Origin of the sequence: Brotocaccenecus cirricatena (assembly GCF_020687045.1) — a bacterium.
In the GTDB taxonomy this organism is placed as follows: Bacteria; Bacillota; Clostridia; order Oscillospirales; family Oscillospiraceae; genus Vescimonas; species Vescimonas cirricatena.
Genome location: NZ_JAJEPW010000002.1, coordinates 55,571 through 71,458, shown reverse-complemented (window position 1 = coordinate 71,458; position 15,888 = coordinate 55,571). Strand labels below are relative to the sequence as shown.

General features: G+C 51.1%; 19 protein-coding genes. 6 read left to right on the top strand and 13 right to left on the bottom strand.

The window, feature by feature from the left end; genetic code table 11:
- The first annotated feature begins 65 nt into the window (after window positions 1–65).
- From LKD37_RS01400 to LKD37_RS01375, 6 genes are read left to right on the top strand one after another with little or no spacing between them, the layout of a single operon-like run.
- Window positions 66–680, top strand: coding sequence for an MptD family putative ECF transporter S component (locus LKD37_RS01400; protein ID WP_302927614.1), 615 nt, complete (start codon window positions 66–68; stop codon window positions 678–680).
- Window positions 680–1,381 (top strand): energy-coupling factor transporter transmembrane component T family protein, encoded by a 702-nt coding sequence (locus LKD37_RS01395; RefSeq protein WP_119980246.1) that lies wholly within the window; start codon window positions 680–682, stop codon window positions 1,379–1,381. Before LKD37_RS01400 ends, LKD37_RS01395 begins: the two co-directional genes overlap by 1 nt.
- A gap of 9 nt (window positions 1,382–1,390) precedes the next feature.
- The gene (locus LKD37_RS01390) at window positions 1,391–2,857 is read left to right on the top strand and encodes an ABC transporter ATP-binding protein (RefSeq protein WP_302927613.1); all 1,467 of its coding nucleotides are present in this window, start codon (window positions 1,391–1,393) and stop codon (window positions 2,855–2,857) included.
- Window positions 2,858–2,868: 11 nt separating this feature from the next.
- Complete coding sequence (locus LKD37_RS01385) at window positions 2,869–4,599, top strand: ABC transporter ATP-binding protein (protein WP_302927612.1); 1,731 nt, start codon at window positions 2,869–2,871, stop codon at window positions 4,597–4,599.
- Complete coding sequence (locus LKD37_RS01380; RefSeq protein ID WP_302927611.1) at window positions 4,596–6,332, top strand: ABC transporter ATP-binding protein; 1,737 nt, start codon at window positions 4,596–4,598, stop codon at window positions 6,330–6,332. The genes LKD37_RS01385 and LKD37_RS01380 overlap by 4 nt, the downstream gene beginning before the upstream one ends.
- On the top strand, window positions 6,332–6,499 hold the full coding sequence (locus LKD37_RS01375) for a hypothetical protein (RefSeq protein ID WP_302927610.1): 168 nt from the start codon (window positions 6,332–6,334) through the stop codon (window positions 6,497–6,499). Before LKD37_RS01380 ends, LKD37_RS01375 begins: the two co-directional genes overlap by 1 nt.
- Before the next feature lie 256 nt (window positions 6,500–6,755).
- Here LKD37_RS01375 and LKD37_RS01370 read toward each other — a convergent pair whose 3' ends face one another.
- From LKD37_RS01370 to LKD37_RS01310, 13 genes are all read right to left on the bottom strand, one after another.
- Window positions 6,756–7,397, bottom strand: coding sequence for a hypothetical protein (locus LKD37_RS01370; RefSeq protein WP_256283875.1), 642 nt, complete (start codon window positions 7,395–7,397; stop codon window positions 6,756–6,758).
- Window positions 7,390–8,121: a YkgJ family cysteine cluster protein gene (locus LKD37_RS01365; RefSeq protein ID WP_302927609.1), complete on the bottom strand. Its 732-nt coding sequence runs from the start codon at window positions 8,119–8,121 to the stop codon at window positions 7,390–7,392. The genes LKD37_RS01370 and LKD37_RS01365 overlap by 8 nt, the downstream gene beginning before the upstream one ends.
- Window positions 8,122–8,169: 48 nt before the next feature.
- The gene (locus LKD37_RS01360) at window positions 8,170–8,844 is read right to left on the bottom strand and encodes a YkgJ family cysteine cluster protein (protein ID WP_302927608.1); all 675 of its coding nucleotides are present in this window, start codon (window positions 8,842–8,844) and stop codon (window positions 8,170–8,172) included.
- Window positions 8,845–8,941: 97 nt separating this feature from the next.
- The gene (locus LKD37_RS01355; RefSeq protein ID WP_302927607.1) at window positions 8,942–9,256 is read right to left on the bottom strand and encodes a YodL domain-containing protein; all 315 of its coding nucleotides are present in this window, start codon (window positions 9,254–9,256) and stop codon (window positions 8,942–8,944) included.
- Complete coding sequence (locus tag LKD37_RS01350) at window positions 9,253–9,681, bottom strand: DUF4262 domain-containing protein (protein WP_256283879.1); 429 nt, start codon at window positions 9,679–9,681, stop codon at window positions 9,253–9,255. Before LKD37_RS01350 ends, LKD37_RS01355 begins: the two co-directional genes overlap by 4 nt.
- 195 nt (window positions 9,682–9,876) lie before the next feature.
- Window positions 9,877–10,671 (bottom strand): hypothetical protein, encoded by a 795-nt coding sequence (locus LKD37_RS01345; RefSeq protein ID WP_302927606.1) that lies wholly within the window; start codon window positions 10,669–10,671, stop codon window positions 9,877–9,879.
- Entirely contained in the window at window positions 10,655–11,167 is a 513-nt protein-coding gene (locus LKD37_RS01340; RefSeq protein ID WP_302927605.1) for a hypothetical protein, read from the bottom strand. The genes LKD37_RS01345 and LKD37_RS01340 overlap by 17 nt, the downstream gene beginning before the upstream one ends.
- Window positions 11,164–11,907, bottom strand: coding sequence for a hypothetical protein (locus LKD37_RS01335; RefSeq protein WP_302927604.1), 744 nt, complete (start codon window positions 11,905–11,907; stop codon window positions 11,164–11,166). The genes LKD37_RS01340 and LKD37_RS01335 overlap by 4 nt, the downstream gene beginning before the upstream one ends.
- A 14-nt stretch (window positions 11,908–11,921) precedes the next feature.
- On the bottom strand, window positions 11,922–12,395 hold the full coding sequence (locus LKD37_RS01330) for a hypothetical protein (RefSeq protein WP_302927603.1): 474 nt from the start codon (window positions 12,393–12,395) through the stop codon (window positions 11,922–11,924).
- A 119-nt stretch (window positions 12,396–12,514) separates the two neighbouring features.
- Window positions 12,515–14,488, bottom strand: a complete 1,974-nt coding sequence (ligA, locus tag LKD37_RS01325) for an NAD-dependent DNA ligase LigA (protein ID WP_302927602.1) — start codon at window positions 14,486–14,488, stop codon at window positions 12,515–12,517.
- Window positions 14,489–14,505: 17 nt separating this feature from the next.
- A complete protein-coding gene (locus tag LKD37_RS01320) occupies window positions 14,506–14,691 on the bottom strand; it encodes a hypothetical protein (RefSeq protein ID WP_178803257.1) in 186 nt (61 codons plus the stop codon).
- The gene (locus LKD37_RS01315; RefSeq protein ID WP_302927601.1) at window positions 14,678–15,235 is read right to left on the bottom strand and encodes a hypothetical protein; all 558 of its coding nucleotides are present in this window, start codon (window positions 15,233–15,235) and stop codon (window positions 14,678–14,680) included. Before LKD37_RS01315 ends, LKD37_RS01320 begins: the two co-directional genes overlap by 14 nt.
- A 10-nt stretch (window positions 15,236–15,245) precedes the next feature.
- Window positions 15,246–15,668, bottom strand: a complete 423-nt coding sequence (locus LKD37_RS01310) for a hypothetical protein (RefSeq protein WP_302927600.1) — start codon at window positions 15,666–15,668, stop codon at window positions 15,246–15,248.
- Window positions 15,669–15,888: the final 220 nt, after the last annotated feature.

Sequence of the window (15,888 nt, the reverse complement as noted above, 5' to 3'; positions counted from 1 at the left end):
TTGGTTAGCCTACTCTAACTCATTCTTGTGAATCCTACAGACCTATTTTTTGAAAGGAGTTTTTTATGAATACTACGACTGAAAAGAAAAGATTTACCACGCAGGACGTGATGGTAATTGCAGCCATGATGGTCTTGACATTTGCGGTATATGGAGCGGTTGGCACTCTGACGCTTCCGTTTCCGTTCCTGTACCTTTACTGCTCTGCCGGTATTCAAGAATTTTTCTGTGCAACCTTTTATCTTGTTGTTGCTAACCGACTGAACAAACACGGGATTTTGATGGTGTGGAGCACCGTGTTTGGCATCATCAGCGCCTTAGGCGGCTATGTATTCCTGCTTCCTTATTTTCTGCTGGTAGGTGTAATCTGCGAGCTTGTGATGCTGGGCAGGGACAGCTATCGGAAGCCTTTGCGCAACGCCATGGGGTGGTCTTGTTATGGCCTCGGCATGATTATCGGAAACACTGTTCCGATCTGGGCTGCTTGGGAAAGTTATGTGGCAAAGGCATCCACGGAAGGCTTTTCTCAGGAGGTCTTTGATATGCAACTCAATATGCTCTCCAGCCCGTGGCACATGATTGGAGCCTGTGCGATCACGGTAGCTCTTGCCCTGCTTGGCTGCCTCTTTGGACAGCGTATTTTGAGACGCCATTTCCAGAAAGCAGGAATTGTAAAGTGATGGAAGCCGTAATTAACAACACAAAACTGATCCGCCGCGTCAACATTTTTGCGCTTTTGATATTGGCTGTTTGTGTCTGTGCCGTGGCTTTTCTCTGCAAAAACATGTGGCTGCATATTGCCTGCACCGCCGCACTGTTTCTTGTGATGACAATATTCGGGTATTGGGGAAAGGGACTGAAATTCTTAGTAGCTTTCCTCATTAGCTACGGATGGCTTACATTCAATGTGCGCCATGGTATCAATATTCCTTCCCCCATGCTTTTTACTTTCCTGATCGAACTGATCCCCGTCTTTATGGCGGTCTATCTTGTTTCACAGGCTCCATCGGGCAAGCTGACTGCTGCCCTCCGGCAACTGCCGCTTCCGTCCTCCGTAAGGCTGACGGTGATTGTCATACTGCGTTTTGTTCCAACGGTGGCTTCGGAGTTTTCTGATGTGCTGGATGCCATGAAGACGCGCGGACTTCTGCTCTCTCCGCTTCAAGTGGTTTTACATCCGCTTAACACCTTTGAATATGTGGTCGTACCGATGGTGTTTCGCTCCTTGAAAATTGCAGACGAGTTGGCGGCATCCAGCGTTGTTCGCGGGATTGAGAGTCCCTACAAGAAGGAAGGCTACTACTTAAACAAGATGGCTGTAAGCGATGGCGTCATGATTGCGCTGTTTATTTCAACAGCGGCCATGTGTATCTTGGTGTGAGGTGAGAAATTGAATCCAGCGATTGAAATTAAAAATCTCAGTTTCTCCTACGGAGACACGGAGAATCAGTTGAAGCATATCAATCTCAGCGTAGAAAAGGGGGAGGTCATCGTATTGACGGGCCCCTCCGGCAGCGGAAAGAGTACTTTGACCCGCGTGATAAATGGACTGATCCCCTATTTCTTCACGGGAGAGCTCAGCGGCGAAGTATGGCTATTCGGGAAGAACATGGCGGAGATTCCCTCATGGGAACGAGGCAAGTATGTCGGGAATGTATTTCAGGACCCGCGTAGCCAGTTCTTTGCCAATGAGGTAGCAGGCGAAATTGCCTTTGGCTGCGAAAACTACGGTGTCCCTCATGACGAGATCGTGAAAAGAGTTCAGGACGCAGCGGAGGCATTGAGCATTACGGACCTTTTAGAACAGAAGGTTCGATACCTCTCTTATGGTATGCGGCAGCGGGTAGCAATCGCCTCTGCGGAGGCGATTGACCCAGATATCTATGTGATGGACGAACCCTCTGCCAATCTGGATATGGGCGCTACGGAGGATTTTGCAGCGTTTGTTTGTCTTTTGAAAAAGCAAGGAAAGACGATTCTGATTGCAGAGCATCGGCTTTATTATCTGCGTGATATAGCAGATCGGATCGTCTATTTGAATAAGGGTGAAATCGTCAGCGTGATGACGCCGCAGGAAATGAATATTCTGCCCCATGAGCAGGTTTTCGAGTGGGGGCTTCGCAGTATGGAACTCTTGAACTTGCCATTCCCTGCTAATAGTGGTAAGGAAACTGAACAGAAGCCTTTGTTAAGCGTTGAGAGACTACACAAGCGGTTCGGCTTGCATGAAGTGTTGAAGGACGTTTCGTTTTCCTGCTCACCGGGAGAAATCGTTGCGATTGTGGGTCCCAATGCGGCCGGAAAGAGCACGTTGGGGAAATTGCTGTCAGGGCTCCTGAAGGAGGACGGCGGTACGATCCGTTTTGCGGAAAAGCCATTGAAAAAGAGCAGCCGGCGCGAAATGATTTGGTATATCATGCAGGATTTGGACAGTCAGTTATTCGGAGAAAGTCTGCCCGATGAACTTTTGACAGGCAAAAAAGTAACGCCCGCGTTGAAGCTGCGGGCGGACGAGTTGCTGACGCTCTTGAATTTGGCAGAGTTTGCAGACCGGCATCCGGCAACCCTGTCAGGAGGACAAAAACAGCGTCTTGCTTTGGCTGTCGCTCTGTTGAACGAAGCGCCGGTCATCGTTCTGGACGAGCCTACCAGTGGCTTGGATGGTCGCAATATGCGATCTGTCAGCAAGCAGCTTCGTGCGCTTGCAGAAAAGGGGCATATTATTCTTATGATTACTCACGACTTGGAATGTGCCCTTGCCACTTGCAGCCGTGCGCTTGTGATCCGAAACTGCACATTGGCGGATGATTTTCAAATTGATAACGCAGAGCGGCTTATGGCCGCCATGCGGGAATAACAGGAGGAGCCATGGAAAAGGAAAGAAAATCCAGCGCCGCTTATTTAATGCAGTTGGCTGGAAAATATAAACTACATCTGCTTGTATCTGCCCTGTTCGGAATTGCCAGCGCATTATGCTCGTTTATCCCGTATGTCATGGTGTATCGCAGCATTTTGGTTTTGCTGGGCGGTGAAGGAGACGCTTTGCACTATGGGTTGATTGCCGCAGCGGCGATTGCAGGGAAATTCCTCTGCTCCATCCTTTCCGGGACATTTTCTCACATTGGAGCCTTTAACACGCTATACAACGTGCGCACGCAGATCATAAGGCACATTGCAAAGGTTAATCTGGGGTTTTTCACCGATCACGCATCGGGCGAGATCAAGAAAGTCATTATTGAGGATGTGGAACGAATTGAAAAATTCCTGGCCCACCAAATTCCGGACGTGACCTCTGCCGTATGCGTGCCTGTGATCGTATTCATTCATCTGCTGACAATCAATGTCACCATGGCCTTATGCCTGCTGGTGCCGGTAGTGCTGGGGCTTATCATTCAAGGGGCGGCAATGGCGATTACCGGGAAGCAGATGCCGACCTACCATCGCCTGCTGGAAAAGCTGAACACAGCAATTATGCAGTTCATCAACGGGATGCCCGTGATGAAAGCCTACAATATGACGGCAGAGAGCTACCGGGACTATGCGGATGCGGTAGAAGAATACAATGCGTTCTGGAAACGCTGCACCAAAAGTCAGGGATATACTTACGGCCTGTTTGTGGCATTGGTTGAAAGCGGAATCCTTTTTGCCCTGCCATTGGGCGGTCTACTCTACTTCCGGGGGACATTGCCCGTGCAGGATTATTTGTATTTTATGGTCATGAGTATGGTGTTTCTTTCCAGCCTGCTCAATCTGATGAATCTTGCCATGATGTTCAGTCAGATTATGAGCGGCGTTGGGCGAATCCAGACCATTATGGAGCTGCCATGCACAACAGAGGGAACGGAGACTTTAGATTGCGCACAGCCTCATAGCGTGAGCTTTGAGGATGTTACTTTCCGATATGACAAAACCGATGTGTTGAAAAACATCTCGTTATCTCTGCCGGCAGGTAGCCTGACTGCTTTTGTTGGCGCTTCCGGGGCTGGAAAAACCACCGCCGCGCAGCTTATCCCCAAGTTTTGGGAAGTCGCGGAAGGTAGCATCTGCATCGACGGAAAGAATATTTTAGAATTGAAGAACGATAATCTGATGGACTTGGTGTCCTTTGTATTTCAGGAAACCTTTACGCTACATGACAGTATTTATGAAAATATCGCCATCGGAAACAAAGAAGCTACGCCCCAGCAAGTAGAAGATGCTGCAAGAGCCGCGCAGATCCACGATTTTATTATGAGCCTTCCGAACGGCTACAAAACCAAACTGGGCGAGGACGGCGTAAAGCTTTCGGGAGGAGAGAAGCAGCGCATTTGCATTGCGCGGGCAATCCTGAAAGATTCTCCCATCATTATCTTCGATGAAGCGACCAGTTTTGCGGACATGGAAAACGAACATAAAATCCAGCTTGCTTTATCGTGCTTGCTGAAAGGAAAAACCACCATTATGATCGCTCACCGTCTTCACACGATTACGGGAGCAGATCAGATTTGTGTGTTCCATGAAGGACGCCTTTTAGAGAAAGGAAAACATGACGAGCTGGTGTCAAAGGGCGGGCGGTATGCCGATATGTGGCGCAGTTATACGCAGGAGGTGACAGCATGAATTACACATTCAAAATGATTCGCCGGGTTGCCGGTAAAAATATAAAGTCTCTGTATTTACCTATCGTGCTGTCCTGTCTGGACGCACTGTTGCACATGGGGATGTTCAGCGCAATGGTTTTGACGATTATCGAGCTGATCGGCGGCATCTTTACGGTGCAAAAACTGACCTTGTACAGCGTCATCCTTGTGCTGTTGTTTTTGGTGAGGGCTATCTTATTTTCCGTAAACTATACGCAGGTACAATATCGCGGCGCAGATATTTCGGCGCAGCAGCGCCTTGCTCTCGGCGATCATATCCGCAGCCTGAATCTTGGATATTTCAACAAGAACAGCATCGGCCGCCTCATGAGTACGCTGACTACAGATATTACTGACTTTGAACAGGTTTTGACACATTCTCTGGCGAGTTTGATAAAGGTGCTGTTCTTCAGCGCTCTGGCTCTCCTGTTTGCCTTTATGGTTTCATGGCAGTATGGACTGATTGCTACAGTGCTGATCCTGATTGCGTTCCCTTTGATGCGTCTGAGTGGAGCGATGTCACAGAAATACGGCGGCAGGCAGCGGGCAAGCGTTAGTCGTGTGATCTCCCGCATTGTGGAGTACATCAATGGAATCAGAACCTTTAAGCTCTATAACATGACAGGCGAAAAGTTTCAGCGCCTTGACGATAGCTTTACCTCCTTAAAAAAAGATTCCGTAAAACTGGAACTCTCGATTATGCCTTTTTCTATCTCCTTCAGTTTTGTGACCTCGTTGATTCTTCCGGCAGCGTTAATTCTGGCTCCGGCCTTATATCAGTCGGGAGCAATCGACACACAGCGCATGATCGCCCTACTGATGATCGGCGTTTCTCTTTCCAGTATGATGGCGACGCTCGGCAGTCTATACCCTGAATTAAAATATCTCGGCAAGGCGGCGGAGAACATCTTGCAGACACGGCAGGAAGCACCTTTGCCCTATCGTGAAGAGGCTGCACAGCTTTCATTCTTCGATGTCATCTTTTCTCATGTGGATTTTGCCTATGAGATGGGCGTTCCCGTGCTGCGGGATGTTTCGTTTTCTGTAAAGCCGGGAACGACGACGGCACTGGTAGGGCCCTCCGGCAGCGGAAAAACCACAATCATCAGTTTGATTTCCCGATTTTGGGATGTGTCAAAGGGCTCCGTTACGATTGGCGGTTGTGATATTCGGGAACAGTCACCGGATGTGCTGACAGGGAAAATGGCCATCGTCTTTCAGGACGTTTATCTGCTGCATGACACCATAGCGAACAACATCCGGGTGGGAAAGCCGGGTGCGAGTATGGAGGAAATCATCGCGGTAGCAAAGGCAGCGCAATGCCACGAGTTTATTTCGGCGTTGCCGGACGGCTACGATACCGTGGTGGGCGAAGGTGGAAATACCCTTTCCGGCGGCGAAAAGCAACGAATCTCCATTGCACGCGCTCTCATCAAGGATGCACCTATCGTCTTGTTGGATGAAACCACTTCCAGTTTGGATGCAGACAATGAGAAAGAGATTCATAGGGCGCTGGACGCTCTGATGAAAGACAAGACGGTAATTGTCATTGCGCATCGTCTCAACACGATCATCGGGGCGGATCAGATTCTTGTTCTGGACAAAGGAATAATCAGTGAGCGCGGAAACCACAAGGAGCTTTTGGCACAAAACGGATGGTATGCCCGTATGATTTCAGAGCAGACAAAGGCGCGGGAGTGGAGCATTGCCTGATGCCGCAAAAGATGCTTATACGCAAAACGGAGGAGCTTGCAAAAGCAAGCTCCTCCGCACTGGTATACTGTATCGCTGAAAGGTCAGTATTGAGGATACTGCTTCCACAGGCAATCCTCAATCGTTTTGATGGCATGAACCGTCTCGACATCATCGGCTCCGTTTGATAGAAGGGCGCAACCCCGATATACGCAGCCATTCTTCATCCTTAATTCTTCGGCATACACGCCGCTGTAGTCCCAGTCTCCATTGAGCCAGCAACAGCTGATTGTACTGTCCCTCTTAGATTTCTCCGGATACTCCGGCAAAAAAGCGGCAGTATACTGCGATTGTGTCTGTGCAGAATACACATCGTTACCTGTCCACACACCACCCATGTTTCGGATACTTTCTCTGAATGTACGAAACCTCATGGGCTGTACCTCAGAAGAGTGTATTCGGGGCGTTATCGGGCGCTGCATACGTTTCCTGCGCCGGCAATGTCGCTGATTTTATCGGGTTCTGCAGATAGTATGCCGTCAGCCATGACTGGTAGTGGGTTTTGGTCATCAGCATAAGCTCGCTGAACAGTTCAAAAGTCATGCTGACCGAGACATGGTTTTCAGGATTCTTTCCGAACCGCGGTACGATCAGGCCTTTGGCGTTGGTTTCTCCGGGACCGCTGTCAGCAACGAAAAGAAAATCCGTCTTACTGCCGCAGACGAGCTGCGCAGTCCGCGACAGGCTTTTCCCATCCGCTCGTGCCCGTCCGTACCTTGCGAGCTTTTCCGCCGAAGTGCCGCCAAGACACTGATAGAGCGGCGTGCTGTCGCCATTTTTCTTCTTAACCTGCATTAGATAGCGCAATTCACCACCCATCAGCTTCCGGCACAACTCCAACACCTCCGCCATATCGATGTAGATTTGAATGCTGTTGGTCTGACGCTGGCCGGAGGGCTTGCTGAGGTCGTAGGAGGCAAATGTAAAATGCGCTTTCCCGATCTCAAAGGCATCATTCAGACTTTCCACAAAGCAGTTGCGTGCATCGATGCGAATGATTTGACTACGGTTGCGGTCATCATTCATGGCTGAGCTCCTTCCACAATGCCGGCAGATGTTCAAGTGCGTCGATAAGACGGTCGCTGTTTTTTTGGAACTGTTCCCGGAAATCCTCCTGAATGTCATAATTGAGATACAGCGCCTGATAGGTAATGGACCAGACCCGCTCCATGGATTTGTCAGGAAGCATTTTCTCCAGCTCCACGATTTGCTGTCTTACAGAGAACAGCGCTTTCTGCCATGCAATAAAATCGTTGTCGTGGATGGGTATGCCGAAGCTTTCTACCCACTCGCGTACGGTATGCTCTTCGGAACGATCTCCGCACTCAATGGAGTTGATGATATACTGGATCCTGGCACGCTCAATGGCGTTCGGATCCGTTTCTTTCGCATCCAGCTTTATGCTGCGGCCCAGTGGGAACAGGGCGCAAACCGTAGGCTTTGCATTATGAACAGAACATTTCCGGTCCCTGAGCAGCGGGCAACGCTTAATAGATCCTCTCGGCTTGAGCCGTACAATGGGGATTCGGGAGTTTTGCCCCAGATATACCTCGCAATATTGTGCAATGGTGTCCCGTGGTGCAAGTCCCAGCTCCTTGGATATGTTGTAGAGGTCTTTGGGATTCAGGAGAATATCCTCCCGGTTGATGCAGCACTTCCCGCACTGCTTGCAGTGAAAACGAAAATGCTCATCCGTTCCGATGCACATCTCATCGTAGTGCTCCACAATGTGTTGTAATCTTTGATCCATTTTACTTCTCCTTTTCATGGAATAATCGTCGGTTTGTGTTGGTTATGGCTACTCCGCCAACAGGGCCAGTGCGGCCTTGAGCTGTTGAAGATTTTTTGCATATTGCTTTAGGAACGGCTGATCTAAGTCGAAATCCGAATACTTATATCGCCAGAACAGGAGCATCGCCTGTTGCCGATGGAATTCGGGTATCCGACGCATGAGTCGTGCAATATCCCGAGCAGAACTAAGATCCATTCTGAGAAACGCTTTGTCTTCCTCGGTAAACCGCCGTTTCATCCATGTCTTTACATGAACGGCCGGGCCTTTGAAATGATGTTCCTTTTCGCGGCTCACCAAATATTCCGGGTGGCCGTCATCTCCGATACCGGCAACGAATGGATAAATCCGGCAGGTTCTTGGTTTTGCCGCATGGACCATACACCGATTCTCTTTCAGAAAAATGCAGGCGTCGTCAACACCTGTAACTTTCAGCATGAGCATGAAATACCCACATTCGTCCAGTAGGGCAAGTTCGGTATACCGCGCAACAAAGTCGTCCATGCAAATGATTCCCTTGTCCCTTTCCCTCAGCAGCCTTGTCAGCCGGAATACATCCGGACTTTCCAAGGGAACGCTTTGCCGGACATGGCGGCAGCACTCGCCGCAGCAGGTGCAGTGAAAGGGGACCCTCTCACGAGGAGAGATTCTGTGCGTTGTTGATAAGACTTCTTCGATGTTCATTGTGATATTCTCCTTTTAGGCCACAGGAGGCGCCGATAATTCGACGCCTCCTGTTTGTGCTGTAAAGCCTGATTTATTTTTTCGCTCAGCGTTTGGTTTACTCCTTTTCAAAGCGAATCCGCTTGAACCCGATTGGCTCACAGTAATAGAACTCACTTCCTCCTGATGCAAGAAATATTTCCACCACATCGGAGACCGAGAGCGACCGCCCTTTGTAAGCGGAAGGGTGCTCCATGTTGAAAACATAGAAGATATCCTCCAGTGTTTGCGCAGAAACTTCTCCGGCAAAAACGCAGTCGTAAAGCTCTACAGGGACTCGACCATTGCTGACCGATATGATGTGATTCAGGCTCTGAAACGCAAGACGGTTCTCATCGCGCTCTATCGCAATCTGGTAGATGGCAATTTTCACGACAACGCACCTTCTCTCTCATACAGATCCTCTGTGTCCATGCTCTGCAGTCGATATGGTTCTTCGCACTGTGGATCTTCCGGAAAACGATTCTGCCGATCCGGTATGACTGCACGCAGCACATTGCGTCCCGTTTCCCGAAATTCATCCAGACGGATATCGCAGTCGGCATAGATGCCGGATACATACCTACCGGCCTGAAAGCGTTCTCCTTCCTGAACCCTAAGCCCCAATGTGTTGAGGATCCTTCCGATTTCACGGGGAGGAAGACTCAGGACCACTTGAAAATCCGGGTGGTCATATTTCTCCATGCCATGAGTATGCGCATTGCAGGTATAGGGCAGGAACCCTTTTTCCTCCTTCCCGCACTCGTCACAGGCTCCGTTTGCTACAAGATGGATGATCCAGTCGATATTGTTGTTCATACTGCACCTCATACTTTCTGAATGGAATACACGCTATTGCGCGTTTCAATCACGGTAGCTTCTTGTGTGTCTGCCAGAATAGCACAGACTGTGGAAGTCCTTCGGTATCCGTCAGTCTCCTGAATATATGCCGGCAGGCCGATATGTACCGGGTATAGAAGCTTTCCTGTCAGACAGATCTCGGGTTTAACCGCATCAGGCATCCTCTTCGCCTCCTTCCAGAATGCGGCACATCTCGCACATGGCATCCGTCAGGTCGGCAGAGAAATCTTCCCAGTCTGACAGGAGCGTAGCAAGCGATGCCGAATCATGAAAGGTCGCGTCGTCCAGCATCAGGATCTCATACTCATCCTCGTCCATGCTGTTGTAGGGGAGACTCAGATAGCCGTCCTTTGTGACCAGGATAAACGCACCGGCATGGATCCCATCGCTGATGGGATAGCGCCAGCACAGTTCGTTCCCATACGCGGCATAATAACGCAGCCGGATATCGCTGAGTGTGCAGTCGGTGCTTCCATTGTCCTTCAGGTACTCCAGAGCCTCTTTTGCCGGCAGCAGCGCATCCGTATTGAGATTCCTTAGAAGACCGCTCACCGTGTAAGGCCGCGTTTCCGAGCTGACAAAACCGATCATCCAGAGTGCATCGTCCTCGACCATCTCACACTTCCAGTCCGCCTGTAAAGCGGCCTTCAAAAGAAGGGAGCCAAGTGTCATGCCGAAACCGTGTACGTCCTCTGAATCCTCCGGCAGAGTTTCCATGCGGGTCTCCGCGTCCGCTTGTACAGCATCCAGCAGCCGATTCAGATCAGCAACCGAAAACAGCCCATGCAGTGCACGGGCGCCCCAGTATCCTTGATCCTCCGGCCACACACGCAGAAGAAACCTTCGGCCCAGAACAGCCTTGATCTGATCTGACAGCAACTTTGCGATATCATCCCACGCAAGTCGGTAGGTTTCGTATGCCCGGCTTTTGTCAATCATTTTTTCCATACTCTGATTCCCTTTCTGGCCGATATGACCCATAGTACTGTGTGTCTTCCTTGTCGGAAGTGTAGACCCCAATGCAAAGCTCATGGCAGGGACTGTGTTCTGAGTTGTATTCTGCAAAGCAGATCAACTCATCCGGCTTGCCATCCTGTAGAAGATATAGATTGATGGCTGGATAAGTCTCGTCTGCATAGCTGACGGCGCGCAGCCGCGTGCCATCCGGCAGAGGAAGCGTGATGTGTGGATATGAAACGGTGTCCGGCGTCGGCGTTTCCGAAAGAGAGAACCGCTTTCGTCCCGGCTTCCCATTTTCGGCGAATCGCTCCCGTGCCCGATCCAGCTCGACCTGCAGCTCCGTGAAAATCTGCTCAACGGCATCGTCATCATAGGCGTAGGTATTTGTTCCGGAACAGTTGCCAAGAAGCCGCAGCATCCGGATAAGTTTATTGACGCGCGCCTCCGCTACACGGCGGAAACGGGCCTCTTTGGTTTCCTTCATTTTGCGGCCTCCTTGCTTTCTACGCATTTCACTGTAAATGCGCATTTGCACGCGGAGAAAAATGCGTGATTGGCTGTCAGATACTTTTGTGCTTTGGCCTCTGTTCTGAACTTTTTTACGCACTCTGCCTGTGCGATCAGTGTCGCCCAGACACGGCGGCTGCTGCGCTTAACAAAGAAGCCTTGTTCGGACTGCAGGACATAGTAGCGATCAAGTGTGCCAAAATCAAACGGCTGCTTCTTTCTGGATATTTTCGGGTAGAAGATATTTCGGTCATCCGCAAAGCCGATACCGATATGATCACTCTCCCGCTGATCCAGAAGTGCTGACAGTTCTGCGGTCGAAGCAATGGAAGCCTTTGACCAATTCCGTTCATAGTCGATGACGACAACGGAATTGCCGTATGCGCGATATTCCTCTACTGTGTGGGCGGACTTGAGCCCGGCCAGTATCCAGCGGCCGAATTCGCCCACCTCAAATGCACGGTTTCGGCTTTTACAGGTCCCGCCGCGATTTTCTGTGTTAGCTTCCTCAAATGCGGCTGCGATCTGCTTGATTTCCGCTGCCGTGAAGGCAAGGCGGCCACGAAAAGGATAGCTGAGGACCGACCAGTGTCGTTCTGGGATCTCGCGGCCACGGCTATCAAAGTCGTAGCAATTGGAGGAGCCGTGATTGACGACAGGAATGAAGCGGTCGCCGACCCGAAGGAATGCCTTGGCATAGAATATTTCACTGCTCATATGTCTGTTCCTCCTCAGAGAAAGCGGACTTCCAGCGCGGTGATCTCGCCATCCTGCTTATAGGCATACACGCCATAGCATCCATCGCCGTACCCGGACGAACTGTAAAAGCCGTCCTCGGTCAGCCACGCATCGCCATGACGGATCCTGTCACAGAATTTGCTCCATGCCTCGTCGCTGTAATCCGGTTTGTTGTGGAAGAAGCCTGCCAGCCCGGCATCCACGCCGATGCTGCCGATCTTCTCCATGTCTTTCTGACGCGGGATGTCACCGTTTCGGTAGATCCCGATCGCGCCGACCAGTATATACGAATACGGCGTCCCGTCCTTATATGTGCCTTTGTCGGTATGATGCCAGACATTGCAGGTATATTCGCCGTCACTGATCTTCACATCGTTCATCCGGCACCAGACATCTTTGTCATAACAGGGGTCGGTGATATCCACGCTGCCGTGGAAATCCATGACTCCGATTTTCTTTCTTCTCATTGTGTGTCCTCCTCGGTGTGAGAATTTACAAGAAACATTTTGCCCTCTGCGTGAAAAGCACGGTAAACCGGAAACGGAGCAGGTAATCCCTGCTCCGCAACCGTTGCGCCGCCTTCCATTCAGGCCAGCATGTCCTCGAATTCCTGTTCAGTCAGCGTTTTTACGCCCAGCTGCTGTGCTTTGGTCAGCTTGCTGCCGGCTTTTTCGCCAACGATCAGATAATCGGTTTTCTTACTCACGGCACCGGACGGATGGGCGCCCAGAGAAATCAGCTTCTCCTGGATGCCGTCACGGGTGTAATGCTCCAGCTTTCCGGTAGCAACGACGGTCTTGCCTGCGAAGGGGTTATTCATGGTGGTTTCCATAGTCAAATTCTCCTTTGTTTCAAATTGAATTTTTCTCAGCAGCGGACGCCAGAGCTTTGCCTCCTGAGCATCCGCATACCAGGTATAAATGTTGTTGTGCATGGTCTCGCCAAAATCCGGCAGCTGTGTGAAATCGAAGCCGTTGAGAATTGCCGCCTCAAACTCAGCCCATGAGCCATGGAAATAGCGATCCAGATCCCGGCCTGCATGGCGCCCGACCATCGGGATACCGAGACCGGCGATAAACTTTGCCAACGTGCAGCGGCGGCTCTTTTCAATTGCCGCCTGCAGTCGGTCAAAGGATCGCTCGCCGAAACCCTCGGTGCGTACAATATCCTCACGGTGTTGCTCCAGCTCGTATAAGTCTCCGAAATTTCGCACCCAGCCGTGACCGATGAGCTTCTCCAGCGTTGTTGCTGAAAGTCCTTCGATATTCATGCGGGTCTTTTCACAGAAATGCGCAAACTTCTGCACCAGCTTGGCTGCACAGTGCGGATTACCGCAATACAGCTGCCGTGTGCCGCCCGATGTGGACTTTACCGTTAGCGGCTTTCCACAGCAGGGGCAGGTCATGGGCAGCATATAGGTGTTGCTCTGCGTTTTATTGTCCGCAATCTGCGGAATGATCATGTTCGCCTTATACACGCTGATCTCGTCACCGATGCCAAACTGAAACTCATCGAAGATATCAAGGTTGTGCAGGTAAGCGCGGCTGACGAGTGTACCGTCAATACTGATCGGATCGAACAGACCGGTGATGCTTACCATACCGGTTCTGGTCGTGGCCAACTCCACGCCGCGAAAACGCGTGCTATAGAGTTCATCGGCCCACTTGAGCGCAATCAGGCGATTCTCGTGATGTCCGGTTGCTCCAAGACTTTTACCGTAGCGGAGGTCTTCATACTCCATGACGAGGCCATCCACCGGATATGCGAAGTCTTTGGGTTCCATGCCGGCGACTGTATCTCGGATGTCCTGCCCGCTGTGCCCGGCATCCAAAAAGATATACGGCACAACCGAGAAACCGCTGCGCTGCAGAAATTGCTGCTGCGCAAGCTTGCTCTCAGGTTCCAGATGGTCGCTGACCAGTTCGAAAGCCCAGAACTCCAGCCGGCGCTTGCTTGCCTCACCGGCGTCAAGCTTTCGCGTGCTGCCGGAGGCCAGATTTCGCGGATGGGTATAGGGCTCCTCCAGACTGGCATTGATTCTGCGGAAGCTCTCCCATGAGATGACGCCCTCTCCGCGTACCTCAAACGATTCCTTCGTGGGGATCGTCAATGGCACGTTTCGGAAGGTGCGCACCGTATGGGTCACATCCTCGCCGATGATACCCTCGCGGCCGCGGGTGATGGCCTGCTTCAGTTTTCCGTACTCATACCGCAAAACCAGCGTAAGCCCGTCCATCTTCCAGCACAGTAGAACAGCACGTCCTGCTGCAAACCGGATCAGATCCTCAATGGACTTCGTCTTGCCTGCGGACAGCATGGGCTTTGTATGCCGCACCTCCGCCAGGCTTTCCAAAATCTCTCCGGAAACCTTCTGCGTCGGCGAGCCGGAAAGCACCAGCCCGGTATCATGCTCCAAAGAGGAGAGCTCCTCTGTCAGTCGGTCATATTCCAGATCCGTCATAATAGGAGCATCGTTTTTGTAGTAGGCGATGTCCGCCTCCGTGAGCCGCTCGATCAGTTCGCGCATCCGTTCCAGATTGGTATTGTTCTTTTCTCGCATAATGCTTCTCCTTTTTGTTAATAGATTTTGCTGAGATACTGCCGGACAGTCTGAAGCCGATCCTGTGCGGCATTCTCTGCGTCAGGGTCGGCTCCGTTAAAATCCATGTCCAGGATCTCAACATCGAATTTGTAAGGGCAGGCTCCGAACACTTCCCGAACCATTCCGTCCTTGACAACGATGACGACTTTATCCGTTCCCATCACCCCCTTCCTTAGGATGAGCGCATGGGTGGACCGGCATCCAATCACCGCATTTCCGGCAGTACAGCTTACCATTGCTTCTGTCACGGATATTTTTGAGCTGTGTTCCTGTCATTTCGTGGCGTTTTCCGCACCCGGAACACTTGACCCATAGAATCTCTGCTTTGCAAAGCACTTCAGGGCGATATTTCCGGTTGAATGGAATAAAATCGCACCACGCCGGATTGTCCGGCAGCCGCGCCATATGCAAACTCAGCACATCCAGTTCAAACTGAGAAGGACTTTGTTCCCAATGGCTTTGTTCTCTTTCCCATGCGAAAAGCTGCTGATATAGCTCCTGCTCACCGGATTGCCGGATCAGTTGTTTTGCCAGCCGGGTCCATTCGGCTTCCGGCAGATCTCCGATATCGGTCATCACTCCGTGCCGATAGCCGAACACCTTATCCCGGCCTTCGCCGGAGATGAGGTAGCTCCGTCCGGTATAGTAGTGAACACGCAGATCCGCGAAGGTCAACGCATGCTCGGTATTCCCGATGTTATCCATCTGTATCACCTCACAACGCGAGTCTGCGGCTTTCCTCCGGAAGCACCAGCTTAAAAAGCTCCATATACCGCTGAAAGCCCTCTGCGGTCAGCGGCCCTTTCAGGGATGTTTCGCTCCAACAGATGAGTTCTTCCTCCGGGACATTGTAAGCAGCTGGGATAAATCCGGCTCCGTCATAGTGCGGACAATTGGGCCGGACTAGCTTTTGCATCTCCGCCTTGGTTGTGGCGGAAGCTATCATCCGGCATTTCCTGTCTGCAATGGCATAGAGCAGCTTCGGCATATAGCCAAGCTGCCGGTAATAATGCAGATACCGCTGAAGCTCGCTAACGGCTCCAAGGCGGAGCTTTTTGACTCGTTCAGGCGTATCTGAGGCGGCAATCTCCGCAATACACGGGATGATCACCATCATGTAATCGTCTTCCACTGGCATTTCCTTTCTGCATTCCTGCATGTAATATCTATCTGTACGGGTATGCCGAAAGGCTCCCCGGAGCAAAGAGTAAGGGAGCGGTTAGGCTCCGATCTATATAAAAAAGCGCTTAAAGAACCGAAGCTCTCTAAGCGCTTTTGGACCCAAGGATCCCAGATATGAAATTGCTATCAGGGAGGGGGCATACTCCCCGCCGTCCCCGTCTGTGCCTCTGTTTGTG

Coding starts and splice junctions, on each gene's coding strand:
- LKD37_RS01400 (WP_302927614.1), top strand. CDS start 66: ATGAATACTACGACTGAAAAGAAAAGATTTACCACGCAGGACGTGATG.
- LKD37_RS01395 (WP_119980246.1), top strand. CDS start 680: ATGGAAGCCGTAATTAACAACACAAAACTGATCCGCCGCGTCAACATT.
- LKD37_RS01385 (WP_302927612.1), top strand. CDS start 2,869: ATGGAAAAGGAAAGAAAATCCAGCGCCGCTTATTTAATGCAGTTGGCT.
- LKD37_RS01380 (WP_302927611.1), top strand. CDS start 4,596: ATGAATTACACATTCAAAATGATTCGCCGGGTTGCCGGTAAAAATATA.
- LKD37_RS01375 (WP_302927610.1), top strand. CDS start 6,332: ATGCCGCAAAAGATGCTTATACGCAAAACGGAGGAGCTTGCAAAAGCA.
- LKD37_RS01370 (WP_256283875.1), bottom strand. CDS start 7,397: ATGAATGATGACCGCAACCGTAGTCAAATCATTCGCATCGATGCACGC.
- LKD37_RS01365 (WP_302927609.1), bottom strand. CDS start 8,121: ATGGATCAAAGATTACAACACATTGTGGAGCACTACGATGAGATGTGC.
- LKD37_RS01360 (WP_302927608.1), bottom strand. CDS start 8,844: ATGAACATCGAAGAAGTCTTATCAACAACGCACAGAATCTCTCCTCGT.
- LKD37_RS01350 (WP_256283879.1), bottom strand. CDS start 9,681: ATGAACAACAATATCGACTGGATCATCCATCTTGTAGCAAACGGAGCC.
- LKD37_RS01345 (WP_302927606.1), bottom strand. CDS start 10,671: ATGGAAAAAATGATTGACAAAAGCCGGGCATACGAAACCTACCGACTT.
- LKD37_RS01340 (WP_302927605.1), bottom strand. CDS start 11,167: ATGAAGGAAACCAAAGAGGCCCGTTTCCGCCGTGTAGCGGAGGCGCGC.
- LKD37_RS01335 (WP_302927604.1), bottom strand. CDS start 11,907: ATGAGCAGTGAAATATTCTATGCCAAGGCATTCCTTCGGGTCGGCGAC.
- LKD37_RS01330 (WP_302927603.1), bottom strand. CDS start 12,395: ATGAGAAGAAAGAAAATCGGAGTCATGGATTTCCACGGCAGCGTGGAT.
- ligA (WP_302927602.1), bottom strand. CDS start 14,488: ATGCGAGAAAAGAACAATACCAATCTGGAACGGATGCGCGAACTGATC.
- LKD37_RS01320 (WP_178803257.1), bottom strand. CDS start 14,691: ATGGGAACGGATAAAGTCGTCATCGTTGTCAAGGACGGAATGGTTCGG.
- LKD37_RS01315 (WP_302927601.1), bottom strand. CDS start 15,235: ATGGATAACATCGGGAATACCGAGCATGCGTTGACCTTCGCGGATCTG.
- LKD37_RS01310 (WP_302927600.1), bottom strand. CDS start 15,668: ATGCCAGTGGAAGACGATTACATGATGGTGATCATCCCGTGTATTGCG.